Here is a 16220-nt window from a genome sequence, read left to right on the forward strand (position 1 = left end):
TGTGGGGCGTCATCGCCCCGCGGGACTGTGATGGGAGCTTGATCATGTCGGAGACCAACAAGCAGAACCTCGTGTACTTCGAGAGCACTTCCATGCGGGGGTTGTACGAGAGCATGCGGGAGTGGCAGGAGGGTGCGGGAAAGCGGCTGCTGTCCATCAGCGTTCAGCGGGACGGGGACAACTTCTGCGCCATCGCGCTGACCAACCCGACCGAGGTCGTGATCACCAGCGCGGACGGGCACAACCACGCCAGCGTCAACAGGTTCGGGCTGCTGGCGGTGGACTCGCAGTAGGCGGGGTCAGGCCGCGCGGTCGGCCGGGCGGGCGGGAGCGCGGCGGGCCGCACGGGCGCCGCGCATCGTCAGGGGCAGCACCCAGCCCGCGGCCAGCTGATCGGTGGCCAGGGCGGGCAGGGCCAGGCGGTTGTGGACGAAGCCGATCGACACGCCCGAACTCGGATCGGCCCAGCCGAAGGAACCGCCGAGCCCGATGTGCCCGAAGCCGGTGCGCGCGCCGGGCACCGGCAGCGAGTGATACCCCATGTGCCAGAGCATCGGGATGTAGAACAGTGCGTGGTCGAGCCGGTAGGACTCGATGCGCCGCACGGCCCGCATCGTGCGCGGGGTCAGGAATCGGTGACCGTTCGACATGCCGCCGCACGCCAGCGCGCCGTAGAGCGTGGCCAGACCCGAGGCCGTGCAGATGCCGTTGCCCGCGGGCAGTTCGGTGTGGTTGATGGGCGGATCATCGCCTTCGACGAAGGCTTCCAGACCGGGCAGGAACAACGCCCGCGCGGCCGCGCCCGCCGCGCCCGGGAACCCGTAGGCCCGCCCGAGCACCAGCGACGCGTAGGTGCTGCCCACCGGCGCGAGTCGATTCCCGTGCAGCACAGCGGTGGTCGTGGCGCTCTCCGGCCCCGGCCGGCCGAGGTGGATGCCGTCGGTGCCCAGCGGCTCGGCGATCTCGGTCCGGAACAGCTCGGCCATACCGCGCCCGGTGACCGCCCGCGCCAGACCCGCGAGCAGCCATCCGAAGGTCAGCGCGTGATAGGTCGGAATCCCCAGCAGGTGATCGGGTTTCGCCGCCGCCAGCTGCCGCTCCATCAGCCGGTGATCCAGGACGTCGTCGAGCCCGCGCGCGATATCCGGCAGCCCCGACAATCCTGCCCGATGAGACAGCAACTGCCGCACCGTGATTCGCTCCTTGCCCTGCGCACCGAACTCGGGCCAGTAGGCGGCGACCGGCGTGTCGTAGTCCAGCAGCCCGCGGTCGGCGAGCCGGTGGATGACGGTGGCCGCGATGCCCTTGGTGGCGGAGAAGACCACCGATCCGGTGCCGGCGCTCCAGTCCTGCCCGGGCGCGGCCTCACCGACCCACACGTCGACCAGCGGCGCCCCGTGCCGATGCACCGCCAGCCCCGCGCCCGCCCCCGGCCGCCCGCCCATCCGCCGGGCGAAAGCCCGGACCAGCGGCGCGAATTCGGGAGCCGCGTACCCGCCCACCGGGGTGGACGATTCGGCCGGAACCGGGGAGGAAGCCACAGTGCTCACCGCTCCACGGTAGAACCGCGCCCCACCCCGGGCAATGACGCGTGGCGGAGCGTTACTGCCCCTGCCCCAGAGGTTATTTCCCATGTCCGAGCGGTTATCCACCCGTGACCCCCGGCACGGCGTGCGACGCCGAACCCCGCGTGCGCGGCGGTCGTCGCCCCCGCCCTGCGGCTCGGGACCGGTCCGCCCGGTGCTTACGGTCGGTCCGCCGGTCGACCAAGTTGCCGTCGTACCTGGAACGCCGATCATCGAAACCGTGGCCGATCGCCGGACAGGTCCTCGGGGAGAACTCGCCGCACCGATCGATCAGCGCCAACGCGACCACCGTGGATCCGAGGGGCCCGCGGCTGCCCGGCTCACGACGCGGATCCCGATCACGCACCGAAGCTGGCGCACACGCCGATTCATCGGGAGAGTGGTGAGGTGGGAATCTACGAGGAGCGGGTGCTGCCGCACATCATCGACAAGACGTGCGGGTCGGCGATGCTGGATCCGGTGCGTGAGAAGGCCTGCGCCGGACTGCGCGGGCGCGTGGTCGAGATCGGCTTCGGCTCGGGCCGCAACGTCCCGTTCTATCCGGCGGCGGTGACCTCGGTGAGCGCGGTCGAACCGGCCGATCGGGGCTGGGCCATGGCGGCCGGGCGGGTGGCGCGCTCCACCGTCCCGGTCGAGCGCTCCGGCCTGGACGGACAGTCACTTCCGTTCGCGGACAACAGTTTCGATTCGGCCCTGACCACCTGGACCCTGTGCACGATTCCCGATGTGCAGGCCGCGCTGGCCGAGCTGCGGCGGGTGCTCGCCCCCGGCGGCACCCTGCATTTCGCCGAGCACGGACTCGCACCGGATCCCGGCGTGCAGAAGTGGCAGCAGCGCCTGAACCCCGTGCAGAACACCCTGTTCGGCGGCTGCAATCTGAATCGCGATGTGCGAATCATGCTGGAGGACGCGGGTTTCGAGATTCGCGAGCTGGATCGCTTCTACGAGAAGTTCGCGCCGAAGTTCCTGGGCGCGCAGTCGCTGGGCACCGCGGTCTCGGCCTGAGCGCGGGCCTCGTACCCGCCGCGTGCGGCGGGTACGAGGTCGTGAACCGCGCGCGACGAACTACCGTGCGGGCCAGCCACCGTAGGGAACGGTGATCAGCTCCAGGTAGTGGCCGCTGGGATCGAGGAAGTAGATGCCCCGGCCCCCGTCATTGTGATTGATCTCGTTCTCGCCCTTACGCTGCGGATCCGCCCAGTAGGTGAGCCCGCGGCGCTGGATATTCGAGTACGCCGCGTCGAATTCGGCTTCCGAGACCAGGAACGCGTAGTGCGTGGGATTCAGCCCGCCCGGCAGATCGGGCGGCACGGTGGCGAAATCGAAGGTGACGCCGTTCGCGACTTCGAGCGCGATGAACGGACCCCATTCCGCTCCCACCGTCAGGCCGAGGATGTCGGCCCAGAATTCGGCCGTTTCCCGATTGTTCTTGCTCGCGACAATGGTGTGGTTGAACTGGATGGTTATGGGAAAACTCCTGTGCTCGTGGCGATCCCGACCCTGGACCGGTACAAGTCGGCCGACAGGAGCACCGCCACGCCTTCGAAGCTATCCGGAAACGGAGCGGCCCGCCAACCCCCGGGTGACGACGGTCACCATGGGCCGGCGGGCCGGGTCGAGTGGCGGGCTACTTCCCGCCGGAGCCCGAGTCGGCGGACAGGCTGCCCAGCTGGCACAGCAGGCTGGCGGGGTACTGCATGGTGCAGACCTGAGCGACCTGGTCGGCGGGGGCGGGCGACGGGGTCAGGGGCACGGCGGCGGCGGTGGCCGCGGCGGCGATCGGGGCGAACAGAAGGGCGCTGGCGAGGATTCCGGCACGATAGCGAGTGCGCATGGGGAGTTTCCTTTCCGGACGGCGGGGCCTGCCGTCTCGCCGGGAACATACTGAACTGCCCCCATTTCAGACAAGCCCCGGAAAATGACGGCGGCGCCGACCGGGGCGGATGCGTCCGCGTGGATCGGGACCGGGCGACGCCGCCGCGGAGGGCCGCGGGTCAGACCGCGGCGATCGCGGGCCGCCGCGCCCGCCGCAGGGCGTCCACGGTGAAGATCCCCAGTGCGATCCAGATCAGCGCGAACCCCGCCCAGCGCGAGGCGGGCATGGGTTCGTGCCCCACGAGGACACCCCAGCTCAACTGCAGCGCGGGCGTCAGGTACTGCAGGATTCCCATGGTGGACAAGGGAACCCGGGGCGCGGCCAGCGCGAACAGCAGCAGCGGGACCAGGGTCACCGGGCCGGTGACCATGAGCAGCGCGGTATGCGACCCCGAGGACCCGAAGGTGGCGTTCCCGGTGAGCGCCAGCACCACCACCGCGATCACCGCGAACGGCGCCGCGGCCAGTCCCTCGGCGGCGAGCCCGGGCAGCGCCTCGAGCCGGATCACCTTCTTGACCAGTCCGTACACCGCGAACGAGCAGGCCAGCACGAGCGCGATCCAGGGCGGGCTGCCGTAATCGATGGTCAGCACCACGACCGCGATCGCGCCCAGGGCCAGCGCGAGCCACTGCGGCCGGCGCAGCCGCTCCCGGAAGATCAGCACGCCGAACGCCACCGTCACCAGCGGATTGATGAAATATCCGAGGGCGCACTGCACCACCTGCTCGGAGATGACGCCGTAGACGTACACGCCCCAGTTGATGGACAGCGCCAGCGACGCCGCCGCGGCCAGCCGCCAGGTGCGCGCGTCGATCCGCCGCAGTTCCCGCAAACGCCCGGCCGCGAACAGCAGGAGCAGGGCGACGACGAGGGTCCACAGAATGCGCTCGGCCAGTACCTCGACCGGGCTCGCGAAGGCCAGCAGTCCGAAGAACGCGGGGAACAGTCCCCAGATGAAATACGCGCCAACCCCGAAGGTGATGCCGAGGTCGCGCCCGGCCGGGGCCGGCACGGTATGGGTGCCGATCGCGCCGCCGTCCGCGGCCGCTTCCGGGGTCGAGCGCGGATCATCCACTCCCACTACGTTAGCGTGCGCAACTATCACCGGATATCGAATATCGGACGTCCAATTCGGCCGCGGCGACGCGCGCGCCCGCCACCTGGCCGAACCGGTTTCCGGCCGTTCGACGGCCTAGGCTGTCGATCATGTCGATCACTGCGCAGGCCGCGACGCCCGCCAGCCCACCGGCGACCGGATTGACCTCGGCCGAGGTCGACCAGCGCCGCCGCGACGGGCTCACCAACGACGTTCCCGAGCGCGCCAGCCGCTCGGTCCGCGAGATCGTCCGAGCCAACATCTTCACGCGGATCAACGCCATTCTCGGCGTGCTGTTCATTCTCGTGCTGGCCACCGGCTCGATCATCGACGGCATGTTCGGCCTGCTCATCGTGGCCAACAGCGCCATCGGCATCTTCCAGGAGGTGCGCGCCAAGAAGACCCTGGACCAGCTCGCGATCGTCGGGCAGGCCCAGCCGATGGTCCGGCGCGAGGGGAAGGCGCAGGCCGTGGCGCCGCAGGAGGTGGTGCTCGACGACATCATCGAACTCGGCCCCGGCGATCAGATCGTGGTCGACGGCGAGGTCATCGAGGCCGAACTGCTCGAGGTGGACGAGTCGCTGCTCACCGGCGAGGCCGACCCGATCGACAAAAGCGTTGGGGCGCCGGTCATGTCGGGCAGTTTCGTGGTCTCCGGCAGCGGCGCCTACCGGGCGACCAAGGTGGGCAAGGACGCCTACGCGGCCAAGCTCGCCGACGAGGCCAGCAAGTTCACGCTGGTCAATTCCGAACTGCGCAACGGCATCAACACCATCCTGAAGGTCATCACCTACCTGCTGATTCCGGCGGGCCTGCTGTCCATCTACAACCAGCTGGTCTCCAGCGGGGAGTCGTGGCGGCCCGCGGTCAACGGCATGGTGGCGGCACTGGTGCCCATGGTGCCCGAGGGCCTGGTGCTGATGACCTCCATCGCCTTCGCGGTGGGCGTGGTGCGCCTGGGCCGGCGGCAGTGCCTGGTGCAGGAGCTACCCGCCATCGAGGGCCTGGCCCGGGTGGACGTGGTGTGCGCGGACAAGACCGGCACCCTCACCGAGAACGGCATGCGGCTGGGCGAGATCCGGCCGGTGGACGGCGACAGCGTCGGCGCTGCGCTCGCGCTGAACGGCGAATCCGGTTCCGGCGCCGGCGGATCGCAGGATCTGCGGCAGGTGCTGGCGGCGCTGGCGGCCAACGACCCGCGGCCCAACGCCAGCGTGCTGGCCATCGCCGAGGCGCTGCCGGACAACCCGGGCTGGCGGACCAGCGGTGTCGCGCCGTTCTCCTCGGCCAAGAAATGGAGCGGCTTCTCCTTCGGCGAGCACGGCAACTGGCTCCTCGGTGCGCCCGACGTGCTGCTGGACTCGAACAGCGACATCGCCTCCACCGCACAGGAAATCGGCGCGCAAGGCCTGCGCGTGCTACTGCTGGCGAGCAGCGACCGTCCCGTGGACGCCGCGGACGCCCCCGGCACCGTGACCCCCGCCGCGCTGGTGGTGCTGGAGCAGCGGATCCGCCCCGACGCCCAGGACACCCTGGAGTACTTCGCCTCCCAGCACGTGGCCACCAAGGTCATCTCCGGCGACAACGCGGTCTCGGTCGGCGCGGTCGCCTCCTCGCTGGGCCTGACCGGCGGCGCGCACGCCGTGGACGCCCGCCAATTGCCCAGCGATCAAGGCGAACTCGCCGATGTGCTGGAGAACGAGACGGTGTTCGGCCGGGTGCGCCCGGATCAGAAGCGGGCCATGGTCGGCGCGTTGCAGTCGCGCGGGCACACCGTGGCCATGACCGGTGACGGCGTGAACGACGTGCTCGCCCTCAAGGACGCCGACATCGGCGTCGCCATGGGCTCGGGCAGCCCGGCTACCCGCTCGGTGGCGCAGATCGTGCTGCTGGACAACAAGTTCGCGACCCTGCCCTACGTGGTCGGCGAGGGCCGCCGGGTGATCGGCAACATCGAGCGGGTCTCCAACCTGTTCCTCACCAAGACCGTCTACTCGGTGGTGCTGGCCTTCCTCGTCGGCATCGCCGGGGTGGGCTCGCAGATCTTCCACTACGAGGCCATCGGCTACCCCTTCCTGCCGCGCCACGTGACGATCGCGGCCTGGTTCACCATCGGCATCCCGGCCTTCATCCTCTCGCTCGCGCCGAACAACGAACGCGCGCGCACCGGATTCGTCAAGCGCGTCATGCGATTGGCGATTCCGTCCGGCCTGGTCATCGGGATCATGACCTTCATCTCGTACCTCATGTCGTACCAGGGCCCGGACGCGACCGAGACGCAGAAGGTCCAGGCGGGCACCACCGCGCTGATCACGCTGCTGATCATCGCGGTCTGGGTGCTGGCCATCGTGGCCCGCCCGTGGGTGTGGTGGAAGGTGCTGCTGGTCGCGGGATCCGTTGTGGGCTACCTGGTTCTGTTCGCGCTGCCGTTCACCCGCGAGTTCTTCAAGCTCGATCCCACCAACGCCGCCTTCACCACGTGGGCGTGCATCCTGGGCGCGATCGGCATCGTGCTGGTGGAGGTGGCGTGGTACATCAGCGCCCGGCTGCAGGGCGAGACCCCGCACCTGCTGCCGACCTCCCCGGGCGAAAAGCCATGATGCCCCGCTGATTCCGGAGCGGGACCGAACACCGAGCGGCGGTGCACCCTACAGGTGCATCGCCGCTTTCGCGTAAACGCGTACTGGTCGCATGTTTCGGCTCGCCGTGAACTGCCTTGTCCGGGGCTGTCATTGACGCGCGGGGTACTTTGGGGCTCATGGAGGTCCTGCTGCACCAGATCGACGCGTTCGCCGACGCACCGTTCTCGGGCAACCCGGCGGCGGTCATGCCACTGCTCTCCTGGCTCACCGACGAGCTGCTACAACAGCTCGCCGAGGAGAACAACCTCGCCGAGACCGCCTTCTACACCTCCGCCCTGCCGCCGGACGCCGGTGCGCCGCCGGACAACTCACCCGCCTTTCATCTGCGCTGGTTCACCCCGCAGGTCGAGGTCGACCTGTGCGGGCACGCCACCCTGGCCGCGGCCGCGCAGATTCTGGACGACATGCATCCGGGCGCGGACCGCGTGCACTTCTACACTCGCAGCGGCTGGCTGCGGGTGGATCGCGATCGCGACGATCTGGTGCTGGATCTGCCGTCGGTGCCCTCGGTGGAAATCGATGTGCAGGATGACATTCCGCGCCTGCTGGCGCGGGCGCTGGGCGTGCGGCCGCTGCGCGCCTTCGAGGGCACCGACGTGGTGCTCGTGCTCACCGCCGAACACGAGGTCCGCGACGCACGCCCGGATTTCGCGGCCTTCCCGAAGCTCGGCCGGGCGGCCATCCTGACCGCTTTGGGCGAGGAGGTCGATTTCGTCTCGCGGGTGTTCGCGCCCGGGGTCGGCGTCCCGGAGGATCCGGTGACCGGATCCGCGCACGCCCAGCTCGCACCGCTGTGGTCGGCCGACCTCGGCCGGACCACCCTCACCGCCCGGCAGTTGTCCAAACGCGGTGGGGCGCTGCGCTGTTCGCTGTCCGGCGACCGGGTGCGACTGGCCGGTCGCTGCCGGCGCTATCTCGACGGCGTGGTGCGCCTGGCGGACTGATTCCGCACACGCGCCTGGCTCGGCAGCCCGGACGGAGTCAGCCGGTCGCGGATCCGGTGCGGCGTTCGAGGATCAGGTCTGTCAGATTGCGCAGATCCTCGGCACGGTGGCCGGGGTAGCCGTGCAGCAGCCCGAGCCAGCGCTCCGGAATCGCCGACGCGCCCCAGCGGGCGCCGAGCAGCCCGCCCGCGATGGCCGCGGTGGTGTCGGTGTCACCGCCCGCCCGCACCGCCGATTCCAGTGCGGCGGGCAGCGAATCGGTATGGGTGATGGCCCACCAGGCGGTCTGCAGCGCGTGCACCACCCAGCCGTTCTTCGGGAAGTCCGCGGGTGTGCCGTGTTCGGCGGTGTCGAGCAGCGGTTCCCAGAAGGCGGCGTCCACCGCCCACAGTGATTGCCGCACACCGGCGTAGTCCCCGTGCAGCACCGCGTGCCGGATCGCCAGGGACCACAGCGTGCACGCCTGCATCGCCTGCGGGTCGTAGTGGGTGAGCGAGCTGATCAGCGCGGCGGCTCTGCCGCAGTTGGTTTCGTCGTCGAGGTAGCCCAGCGCCACCGGAGCGGTGCGCATGAGCGAACCGTTCCCGGCCTTGAGCCCGCCGAGTTCGTGGGCGCGAATCTGCATGTCGCGCCCGGATGTGCTGCGCCACTGCAACACCTGGGAGGTCTGGGCGCCGATGTCGGCAGGCTTCGAATCCCACCACGCGACGAATTCGGCCGCCGTGGCGTCCAATCCGCTGGGCTCGTGCAGGTTTCCGGCCCGCACCAGGCCGCGCGCCACCGCGATGGCCATCGAGGTGTCGTCGGTCCACTCGCCGGGAGCCCAATCGAACGCGCCCCCGCCGATCATGTCGATGACGCGGTCCGGACCCGGATGGGTGAATTCGTACCCCGCCCCGAGCGCGTCACCGGCCGCGGTGCCCAGCAGCACCCCCGCTGCTCGATCGGCCTGCGCGGTCGTCAAATCCATCGGACCCCATCCCTTTTCGTGATCGGTGCGTGGGCACCACACTCTCACGGACGGTGCGATCGCACGGCGGCAAGGGCGGGAAGACGCGGATGCGCGCCCCGCGGTGACCTCCGGCCGTACCGGAGGTCTCCGCGTGGGGACGGCCGCCTCGCACGGGACCCGGGCGCACTCACCGGACGTCGCGATACGAGCGGACCTCGGGCCGAGCCCGTGCGACTAGACCTCCAGATCCTCTTCGATGCCCTTGAGCCGGTGCCGGGCCAGCGCCAGGTTGGCCCGCACCTTGTCCAGGGCCAGATACAGGAACAGGCCCTTGGACTTCCGGCCCGTCATCGGGCGGATGATGTGGTACTGGCTGCCCAGGGTGATGAGGATGTCCTCGATCTCCTCGTTCAGGGCCAGCTGTTCGATGGTGCGCATCTTGGCGCGCACCACCTCGGTGTTGCCCGCCGCCGCGACCTGCAGGTCCAGCGCCTTCGAGCTGCCGAGCAGGCCCAGGGCCATGCCGCTGTTGTAGTCGACCACGGCGGCGCCGACGGCGCCGTCGATCACCATCATGTCCTTCAGCGCGATATCCATGTTGGACATGGCGTTCCTTTCAATCGGTGTTCTTCTTCTGGTGCTTTCCGAGGTCGTTCGCCGCCGACAGATGGTCGGCGATGGTGCGGGCAACGGGGCGCGACTCCAGGTGGAGCCGGCCCACGTTCACCTCGGGGCCCGCCAAAACCGTGAGCGCGGCGGTCCAGCCCGCCGCGTAGATCACCACGTACCCGCCCTCACCGCGCACCACCACTTCGCGGAAGTTGCCGCCGTGCGCGGTGGTGGCCAGCCGATGCGAGAGCGCCAACTGCGAGGCGCTGAGCGCGGCCATACCCGTCGGCTCGATGTGGGTCGGCAGGTCGTGGGCGATGAGTAGGCCGTCGGTGGAGGCCACCAGCGCTCCGGTCAGCTGCGGGACGCGTGTGCGTAGAGCCTGCAGCTGCGCCGGTAACACCGTGTTCGGTTCGGGTCCGGACATCGCCACCTTGGTCAACCTTCCCATCAAATCGCCGAACGATCTCCTGCGCGCTGTCACGCAAGCTCTTCCAGGGCCGCGCGCACGCGCACGAGGACGTCACGATCGACCGGCTGCCAGCGCTCGGCGGCGGTGACCGCCGCGGACTGGCGGGCCCGGCGGCGGGGCAGGCCCGCCGGCGCGGCCGCGGCGGGGGTGACCACCACCGAGTCGGTCATGACGAGCGGGGCGGGCGTCGACCCGGCCCGCGCGGGCTCCACGATCAGGCCCACCGCGGTGAGGTCGCGCACCGCCTGCAGACAGCCGAAGGTGGTGCGGCCCAATTCATGTGCGATCCCGGTGATGCTGCGCCGGGAATCGGCGGCCGCGAGCACCTCGGCCTGGCCGCCGGTCAGCACCACCCGCTGGGTGCGCACCCGCCGCACCGGGACCACCGGCACGCGATCGACCATGGTGGCGGGCCAGAGCCCGGCCTCGGGATCGCCGCGGCGCGCGCATTCGTCCACGATGGCGCGCGGGGTGAGATGACAGACGGGGGCCAGCCAGTGCGCGGGCGCGGGTTTGAACTCCGGGGCCGAGGCGTTGGCGAGCAGAAAGTAGGCGGCGTCGAAGACCGACAGCACCGCAAGGGTTTCCAGCTGCGGGGTGCGCAGCAGCGAACCGCCGTTGCCGCCCTCGGCGGCGCGCCAGTCCTCCGCGGTGGCCACGCCCGCCTCGATGACCAGCCGGTCGAGCCCGGTGGTGCGGCGGCAGTCTGCCCGCGTGATCGCGCCGTCGGTGAGATGGAAGGCGCCGTCGCCGGTGCGCAGGACACCGGTGCTGCCCTGCTGCTCGAGCCGCCGCAATTCGACGGCGAGTTCACCGCTCATGATCGCCTTCGACCAATTCGGACAGAATCCCGCGGATCCGGAATCGCGCCATGCCGAGGTTGCCGGTCGCGTCGTCGAAGAGCACGTGCACGAATAGCCGGCCCTCGTAGTCGCCGTTCACCAGATTCAGCAGGTGATATCCGCCGCTGCCGCAGACAATGATCTCGGTGATGTCGTCGCCGTAGGCGCTGTTGATCAGCGCCGGGCACTGCAGCACCGCCCGGACCACCTCGGTGGTACTGGCCGCGTCCTCGTGCTGGTCGAGCAGGTCGTGACTACCGGCGGCGGCGACGGACAGACCACTCGCCGCGTCGACGAGCGTCACACTCCGCGCACCGGGGATATCCATGATGCGTTTGAGACAGCTATCAATACCGAACACTGAGCCACCACTCGCGCTGAAGACTTTACGATTTCAGGACGCTACACATGTGCCGGTAGCGACACACGGCATTTGCCCGAGATTTACGGCGTCTCTTCTCATTTCCCCCGGTGGCAGGAAAAGAATACCTCCCGGTTTCGAATACTGTCCGGTTTCACTGGGTTTCAGCAAACCAAATTTCGCCGCCAGCAAACTTTTCCGGACGTCGACATACGCCCGTGATAGGTCGACAATGCGCCACTCCGAATACCCGATTCGATTGCACACCATCGGCGCGAATCATGCATTCCGGGTGTGTCGCATACGGCGGCGCGGCCGGGGCCGCGGGGATCGCACGGGCGCATCGATCATGACCGGCGGGCCTGCCGCCCAAGACTTTCGGCGGCGGGCCACGAGCGACACCGGCCCGGTGCGCGCGTGCCGCGCCGGACGGCCGGCGGCGACCGGTCCGAACCGTCAGTCGGTGGGAACCGGTCCGTCGTCCGGGCCGGGGACGGCCAGCAGGTCCGATTCCGGGAGCAGGGGAACCAGGGCGAACACGCCCGCGGGAGCGTCCGCGGGCAGCGCCTCGACGGCCCGGACGCTTGGCAGCAGGGCCAGGGCCCGCAGTTCGGGCAGCGTCCCGTACACCACGATTCCCACGACGCAGGCGCAGTTCGCGCGCAACCGGGCGGCGGTGACCGCGTTGACGCGCACGGCGCGAGCGTCCAGCGGCGCGAGGTATTCCACTTGGTACGCAGCGGCTTTCACCGAGGCACGGGCGGCCTCGTCACCGGCGGGCACCGGCACGGTGACGATCGGCGTGCGCACCCGATCCAGCGGCACGTGGTAGGTGATCTCCGAAATGCGCAGTCCGCCCGCGTATTCCGGACTTCGATCGGCGGTGATGCCCGTGGTGAAGGACAGCAGCGCCCAGTGCCCGGCGGTACCGTCCGCACCCGCGAGCGACGCCCGGGCGCGGGCCAGATACTCCGCGACCGGCTCCCCGTTCTCCGGGCCGAGCCGATCGGTGGCGATGACCGCGGGCCGCGGCGGAACAGCCACCCCGAGGCCGTAGACGAAGGCGGCGAAAGCCGCTGTGGCGGTGGCGATCGCGAGCCGCCTCCGATCGCCGGTCCGCACTAGTGCGCGCGGAGCACGTCCAGCGCGTGCTCGAGGTCGGCGGGGTACTCGCTGGTGATCTCGATCCAGCGGCCGTCGGCCGGATGGTTGAACCCGAGCTGACGCGCGTGCAGCCACTGCCGCTCCAGTCCGAGCCGCTCGGCCAGGCGCGGGTCCGCGCCGTAGGTGAGATCGCCGCAGCAGGGATGGCGCACCGCGGAGAAGTGCACCCGAATCTGGTGTGTGCGACCGGTTTCCAGGTGAATGTCGAGCAGGCTCGCCGCCTGGAACGCTTCCACGGTGTCGTAGTGCGTGACGCTCGGGCGGCCGTCCGCGGTGACCGCGAACTTCCAGTCGTTGCCGCGCGCGCGGCCGATGGGCGCGTCGATGGTGCCGCTGCTGGGATCCGGATGACCCTGCACCAGCGCGTGATAGCGCTTGTCCACGGTGCGCTGTTTGAAGGCGCGCTTGAGCACGGTGTAGGCGTGCTCGGACTGTGCCACCACCATGACCCCGGAGGTGCCCACGTCCAGCCGGTGCACGATGCCCTGGCGCTCGTGCGCGCCGGAAGTGGAGATGCGGTAGCCCATGGCGGCCAGCCCGCCCACCACCGTGGGCCCGCTCCAGCCGACGCCGGTGTGCGCGGCCACGCCCACCGGCTTGTCCACGGCCACGATGTCGTCGTCGGCGTAGAGAATCCGCATCCCGTCCACCGGGGTGGCCTCGACCACGAGTTCGCGCTTGGGCTCGGGGAATTCGACCTCGAGCCAGGAGCCCGCGTTGAGCCGGTCGGACTTGCCCGCCGCCACCCCGTCCAGCTGTACCGAGCCGTCCTCGGCCATGGCGGCCACGGCCGTGCGCGACAGGCCGAGCAACCGGGACAGGCCGGCGTCGACACGCATGCCGTCCAGGCCGTCGGGCACCGGCATACTGCGGGTTTCTCTCATGCGGTCTCGTCCTCCTTCTCGTCCTCGGCGCGCTGCATACGGGTCCCGTCGGGTTCGAAGCCGAACAGCGTCAGGGTGACCAGCAGGATCGCGCCGCAGACGATGGCCGAATCGGCCACGTTGAATACCGGCCACCAGCCCACGGCCATGAAATCCACCACGTGCCCCTGCAGCGGGCCGGGTGCGCGGAACAGCCGGTCGACCAGGTTGCCCAGCGCGCCGCCCAGCACCATGCCCAGGCCGATGGCCCACGGCAGCGAGCGCAGCGTACTGCCGATGCGGATCACGCCTATCACGACGGCGGTGGCGATCAGGGTCAGCAGCCAGGTCATGCCCGTGCCGCCCATGGAGAAGGCCGCGCCGGGGTTGCGGACCAGGGACAGGCGAACGGTCTTGCCGATCAGGTACACCGGTTCGCCGGGCGTGAGCTGGGCAACCATGATGATCTTGGTGAGCAGGTCCAGGCCGAGCAGCACGGCCGCCAGGGCGAGCACGGTGCGCAGGCGCTTGGGCCGGGCGGGGACGTCATCGGCGGACTCGGCCGCGGTGGCTGTGGCGGACTCGGCCGTGTCGGCGGCGGACTCGGTCACCGGGTCCGCGCCGGTGTCGGCGGCGTCGCCGGTCGTCTCGGCCGTGACGTCCGGGCCGGTGGCCTCGGTCTTCTCCGCGCCCGCCGCCCGTGCGGCGGAACCGGACTCCTTCGCGAGCGACGCGGGCTCGGCCGCGGTCTCCGCGGCGGCCGGAGCGCGGTCCGCGGCGGCGCCGGCGGGCGTGCTGTCGCCGGGCGACTCGTCTGGTTCGTCTGCGCCGGATTCGCGCGGCCGGTCGGTACTCACGGTTGACATCATTCCCTATGGCAATTGCCTGCCCCGCGCTCGGCGTGCGAACGGGCCGTTCGGTACGCGCTGCGAGGGGTGCGAAGGCGCCGGCGCCCGGGCGCGCTCGCATCCCAGCTGATTTTCAGGAAGTGGCCGTAACCTGTTCGACGTGACGGTGTTGTCTTCATCCCCCAGCTCGGCGCCTGCCACCGCACGCTGTTCCGGCCCCGCGGGCCGAACGCGCCCGGGTCATCGGAATCCTCGACCGAGTGTGCTGCTCATGGTCCTCGCCGTCACCTTCTCCGCGCTGAGCGCCGGGTGCAGCGCGGGCTCGGAGACCACGACCGAGAACGAGGGCGTCGAACCCGTCGTCGGCATCGGCAAGGAAGTGACCATGCCCATCGCCGCGGTGACCACCACCGTGGTCGAGCCGGGCGCCGAACCGCGGGCCCGGTTGCGGCCCGGGGTCGAGGCGGGCACCACCCAGCAGGTCACCCTGCGCACCGATCACCACATCGAGCAGCAGATCAATTCCCAGGCGGTGCGGGACTTCTCGCCGCCCGGGGTGACCATCCCCTTCACCGCCGAGGCCGGCAGCGACGGCGTCGAACTGACCCTGGGCAGCGTCACCTCCCCCGATCCCGCCCTGGCCAAGGCGCTGCTCGCCGCCGACGGCTCGCGCGCGGGCTTCGACATCAGCGACGCGGGCGCGATCACCGCGCTGCGCATGGCGCCCAAGCCCGCGACCTCCGACGCCGCGCGCGCCGCCCTGGAGCAGGCGTTCTATCAGGCCGTGTACCAGTCGATCGCGTTCCCGGACGAGCCGGTCGGCGAGGGCGCGGTGTGGACCGTGCGCCAGCAGGTCTCGGGCAGCGTGCCCCTGGAGCAGGTCACCACCGCGACGCTCACCCACCGCGACGGCAATCTGCTGACCATCTCCCTCGACGTCACCCAGACCCCCAAATCCACGGTGTGGCACCTGCCCAACGAGGCCGGGCAGCTGGAGATCATGGACTACCTCATGCACGGCAACGGCGTGATCACCGTCGATCTCGGTCTGCCGCTGCCGGTGTCGGGATCGGTCGAAGTGGGCGGCAACCAGACCTACCGCGACCCGCAGAGCAATGTGACGCTGCGCCAGGTGCTTCGGACGCAGGTGCAGTGGGGCGCGTGAGGGGCACCGGCACGACCGCATCCGTGATCCCGGGCGCGCGCACCACATTCGTGGCGCTGACCGGCGTGCTGGCGCTGACCCTGGCGGCCTGCGGCAAGGACGACACCGCCCCGGCCCTGCCGCCGCTGGGGCCCGCGGTGGCGCCGCCCACGGTACGGGCCGAGGGCCCGGTTCCCGATTCACCCGCACTGCGCGCCGCGATCCTGGACGCGCAGGCGCTACCCGACGGGTATGCGGCCCTGCCGGATCCGGCCGCGGGCAGCACCGCCGGCTCGGGTTCGAGCACCGACCCGGCGCAGTGCGCGAAGGTGCTGGCCCCCGTCGCACAACAGGCCCCCGACGCGGCCGCGCGAGCGACCGCCACCTTCGGCGGCCTGGATTTCGCGAGCATCGACATCGACGCCGCCGCCTACGCCGGAGACGGTGCGGCCCGGGCCTTCACGGCGGTCCAGACCCTGCTGCGCGACTGCGGCAGCTACTCCGGCACCGATGCCGCCGACCCGTCCGCCACCATCGAGTTCCGCGTCGGCAGCCTCGAGCAGCCGGCGGCCGGCGATGCCGCCACCGCCTACCGCGTGGTCACCACGAGCCAGGGCTTCACCCTCTACTCCGCGGTGAGCCTGGCCCTGGTCGGCTCCACCGTGGTGCAGATCGCCATGTCCGGCGCGAAAGAGCCGGACGCACAACAGCTCAGCGCCCTCACCGTCGCCCAGGTCCGGAAACTCCGCGGCGAGTCGGGGCCGTAGGCGCACCGCGCCTCACGCACCGCGCCTCACGCACCGCGCCTCACGCACCGCGCC

At 70.5% G+C, this 16220-nt stretch carries 18 protein-coding genes; 6 read left to right on the plus strand and 12 right to left on the minus strand.

Annotated features, from left to right (window positions below):
* The first annotated feature begins 44 nt into the window (after positions 1–44).
* Positions 45–293, plus strand: coding sequence for a hypothetical protein (locus ABZ319_RS16510; RefSeq protein ID WP_354987253.1), 249 nt, complete (start codon positions 45–47; stop codon positions 291–293).
* Positions 294–299: 6 nt separating this feature from the next.
* Here ABZ319_RS16510 and ABZ319_RS16515 read toward each other — a convergent pair whose 3' ends face one another.
* A complete protein-coding gene (locus ABZ319_RS16515; RefSeq protein ID WP_354987254.1) occupies positions 300–1550 on the minus strand; it encodes a serine hydrolase domain-containing protein in 1251 nt (416 codons plus the stop codon).
* Positions 1551–1973: 423 nt separating this feature from the next.
* Here ABZ319_RS16515 and ABZ319_RS16520 point away from each other — a divergent pair, with 423 nt between their 5' ends.
* Positions 1974–2591, plus strand: coding sequence for a class I SAM-dependent methyltransferase (locus ABZ319_RS16520; protein WP_354987255.1), 618 nt, complete (start codon positions 1974–1976; stop codon positions 2589–2591).
* 60 nt (positions 2592–2651) lie between these two features.
* Here the strand turns inward: ABZ319_RS16520 and ABZ319_RS16525 are convergent, their stop codons facing one another.
* The 3 genes from ABZ319_RS16525 to rarD all read right to left on the minus strand — a co-directional run bounded on the left by ABZ319_RS16525 (position 2652) and on the right by rarD (position 4474).
* Positions 2652–3053, minus strand: a complete 402-nt coding sequence (locus tag ABZ319_RS16525; RefSeq protein ID WP_354987301.1) for a VOC family protein — start codon at positions 3051–3053, stop codon at positions 2652–2654.
* A gap of 160 nt (positions 3054–3213) precedes the next feature.
* Complete coding sequence (locus ABZ319_RS16530; protein ID WP_354987256.1) at positions 3214–3420, minus strand: hypothetical protein; 207 nt, start codon at positions 3418–3420, stop codon at positions 3214–3216.
* 160 nt (positions 3421–3580) lie between these two features.
* Entirely contained in the window at positions 3581–4474 is an 894-nt protein-coding gene (gene rarD, locus ABZ319_RS16535; protein ID WP_354987302.1) for an EamA family transporter RarD, read from the minus strand.
* Between the two features lie 194 nt (positions 4475–4668).
* Here rarD and ABZ319_RS16540 point away from each other — a divergent pair, with 194 nt between their 5' ends.
* Both ABZ319_RS16540 and ABZ319_RS16545 read left to right on the plus strand, forming a co-directional pair.
* Positions 4669–7158, plus strand: a complete 2490-nt coding sequence (locus tag ABZ319_RS16540; RefSeq protein WP_354987257.1) for a cation-translocating P-type ATPase — start codon at positions 4669–4671, stop codon at positions 7156–7158.
* A 158-nt stretch (positions 7159–7316) separates the two neighbouring features.
* On the plus strand, positions 7317–8144 hold the full coding sequence (locus ABZ319_RS16545; RefSeq protein WP_354987258.1) for a PhzF family phenazine biosynthesis protein: 828 nt from the start codon (positions 7317–7319) through the stop codon (positions 8142–8144).
* A gap of 37 nt (positions 8145–8181) precedes the next feature.
* On the opposite strand, the gene ABZ319_RS16550 is transcribed toward ABZ319_RS16545, so the two are convergent.
* From ABZ319_RS16550 to lspA, 8 genes are all read right to left on the minus strand, one after another.
* Positions 8182–9114 carry an ADP-ribosylglycohydrolase family protein gene (locus tag ABZ319_RS16550; RefSeq protein WP_354987259.1) on the minus strand — a complete coding sequence of 311 codons (933 nt, stop codon included), beginning with the start codon at positions 9112–9114 and terminating at the stop codon, positions 8182–8184.
* A gap of 216 nt (positions 9115–9330) precedes the next feature.
* The gene (locus tag ABZ319_RS16555; protein WP_354987260.1) at positions 9331–9702 is read right to left on the minus strand and encodes a hypothetical protein; all 372 of its coding nucleotides are present in this window, start codon (positions 9700–9702) and stop codon (positions 9331–9333) included.
* Between the two features lie 10 nt (positions 9703–9712).
* Positions 9713–10156: a roadblock/LC7 domain-containing protein gene (locus tag ABZ319_RS16560; protein ID WP_354987261.1), complete on the minus strand. Its 444-nt coding sequence runs from the start codon at positions 10154–10156 to the stop codon at positions 9713–9715.
* 29 nt (positions 10157–10185) lie between these two features.
* Positions 10186–10998, minus strand: a complete 813-nt coding sequence (locus ABZ319_RS16565) for a hypothetical protein (protein WP_354987262.1) — start codon at positions 10996–10998, stop codon at positions 10186–10188.
* Positions 10988–11323, minus strand: coding sequence for a hypothetical protein (locus ABZ319_RS16570; protein WP_354987263.1), 336 nt, complete (start codon positions 11321–11323; stop codon positions 10988–10990). The genes ABZ319_RS16565 and ABZ319_RS16570 overlap by 11 nt, the downstream gene beginning before the upstream one ends.
* A gap of 513 nt (positions 11324–11836) precedes the next feature.
* Positions 11837–12424 (minus strand): hypothetical protein, encoded by a 588-nt coding sequence (locus ABZ319_RS16575; protein ID WP_354987264.1) that lies wholly within the window; start codon positions 12422–12424, stop codon positions 11837–11839.
* A gap of 77 nt (positions 12425–12501) precedes the next feature.
* A complete protein-coding gene (locus tag ABZ319_RS16580; protein WP_354987265.1) occupies positions 12502–13428 on the minus strand; it encodes an RluA family pseudouridine synthase in 927 nt (308 codons plus the stop codon).
* Positions 13425–14018, minus strand: a complete 594-nt coding sequence (lspA, locus tag ABZ319_RS16585; protein WP_354987303.1) for a signal peptidase II — start codon at positions 14016–14018, stop codon at positions 13425–13427. The genes ABZ319_RS16580 and lspA overlap by 4 nt, the downstream gene beginning before the upstream one ends.
* Positions 14019–14526: 508 nt before the next feature.
* Here lspA and ABZ319_RS16590 point away from each other — a divergent pair.
* The gene (locus ABZ319_RS16590; RefSeq protein WP_354987266.1) at positions 14527–15420 is read left to right on the plus strand and encodes a hypothetical protein; all 894 of its coding nucleotides are present in this window, start codon (positions 14527–14529) and stop codon (positions 15418–15420) included.
* The gene (locus ABZ319_RS16595; RefSeq protein WP_354987267.1) at positions 15417–16166 is read left to right on the plus strand and encodes a hypothetical protein; all 750 of its coding nucleotides are present in this window, start codon (positions 15417–15419) and stop codon (positions 16164–16166) included. The genes ABZ319_RS16590 and ABZ319_RS16595 overlap by 4 nt, the downstream gene beginning before the upstream one ends.
* Positions 16167–16220 lie beyond the last annotated feature (54 nt).

Origin of the sequence: Nocardia sp. NPDC005978 (genome assembly GCF_040614455.1) — a bacterium.
Classification (GTDB): Bacteria; Actinomycetota; Actinomycetes; order Mycobacteriales; family Mycobacteriaceae; genus Nocardia.

Excerpts from the sequence above, each read along its gene's own strand:
- ABZ319_RS16510 (WP_354987253.1), top strand. The coding sequence starts at position 45 with ATGTCGGAGACCAACAAGCAGAACCTCGTGTACTTCGAGAGCACTTCC.
- ABZ319_RS16530 (WP_354987256.1), bottom strand. The coding sequence starts at position 3,420 with ATGCGCACTCGCTATCGTGCCGGAATCCTCGCCAGCGCCCTTCTGTTC.
- ABZ319_RS16540 (WP_354987257.1), top strand. The coding sequence starts at position 4,669 with ATGTCGATCACTGCGCAGGCCGCGACGCCCGCCAGCCCACCGGCGACC.
- ABZ319_RS16545 (WP_354987258.1), top strand. The coding sequence starts at position 7,317 with ATGGAGGTCCTGCTGCACCAGATCGACGCGTTCGCCGACGCACCGTTC.
- ABZ319_RS16550 (WP_354987259.1), bottom strand. The coding sequence starts at position 9,114 with ATGGATTTGACGACCGCGCAGGCCGATCGAGCAGCGGGGGTGCTGCTG.
- ABZ319_RS16555 (WP_354987260.1), bottom strand. The coding sequence starts at position 9,702 with ATGTCCAACATGGATATCGCGCTGAAGGACATGATGGTGATCGACGGC.
- ABZ319_RS16560 (WP_354987261.1), bottom strand. The coding sequence starts at position 10,156 with ATGGGAAGGTTGACCAAGGTGGCGATGTCCGGACCCGAACCGAACACG.
- ABZ319_RS16565 (WP_354987262.1), bottom strand. The coding sequence starts at position 10,998 with ATGAGCGGTGAACTCGCCGTCGAATTGCGGCGGCTCGAGCAGCAGGGC.
- ABZ319_RS16580 (WP_354987265.1), bottom strand. The coding sequence starts at position 13,428 with ATGAGAGAAACCCGCAGTATGCCGGTGCCCGACGGCCTGGACGGCATG.
- ABZ319_RS16590 (WP_354987266.1), top strand. The coding sequence starts at position 14,527 with ATGGTCCTCGCCGTCACCTTCTCCGCGCTGAGCGCCGGGTGCAGCGCG.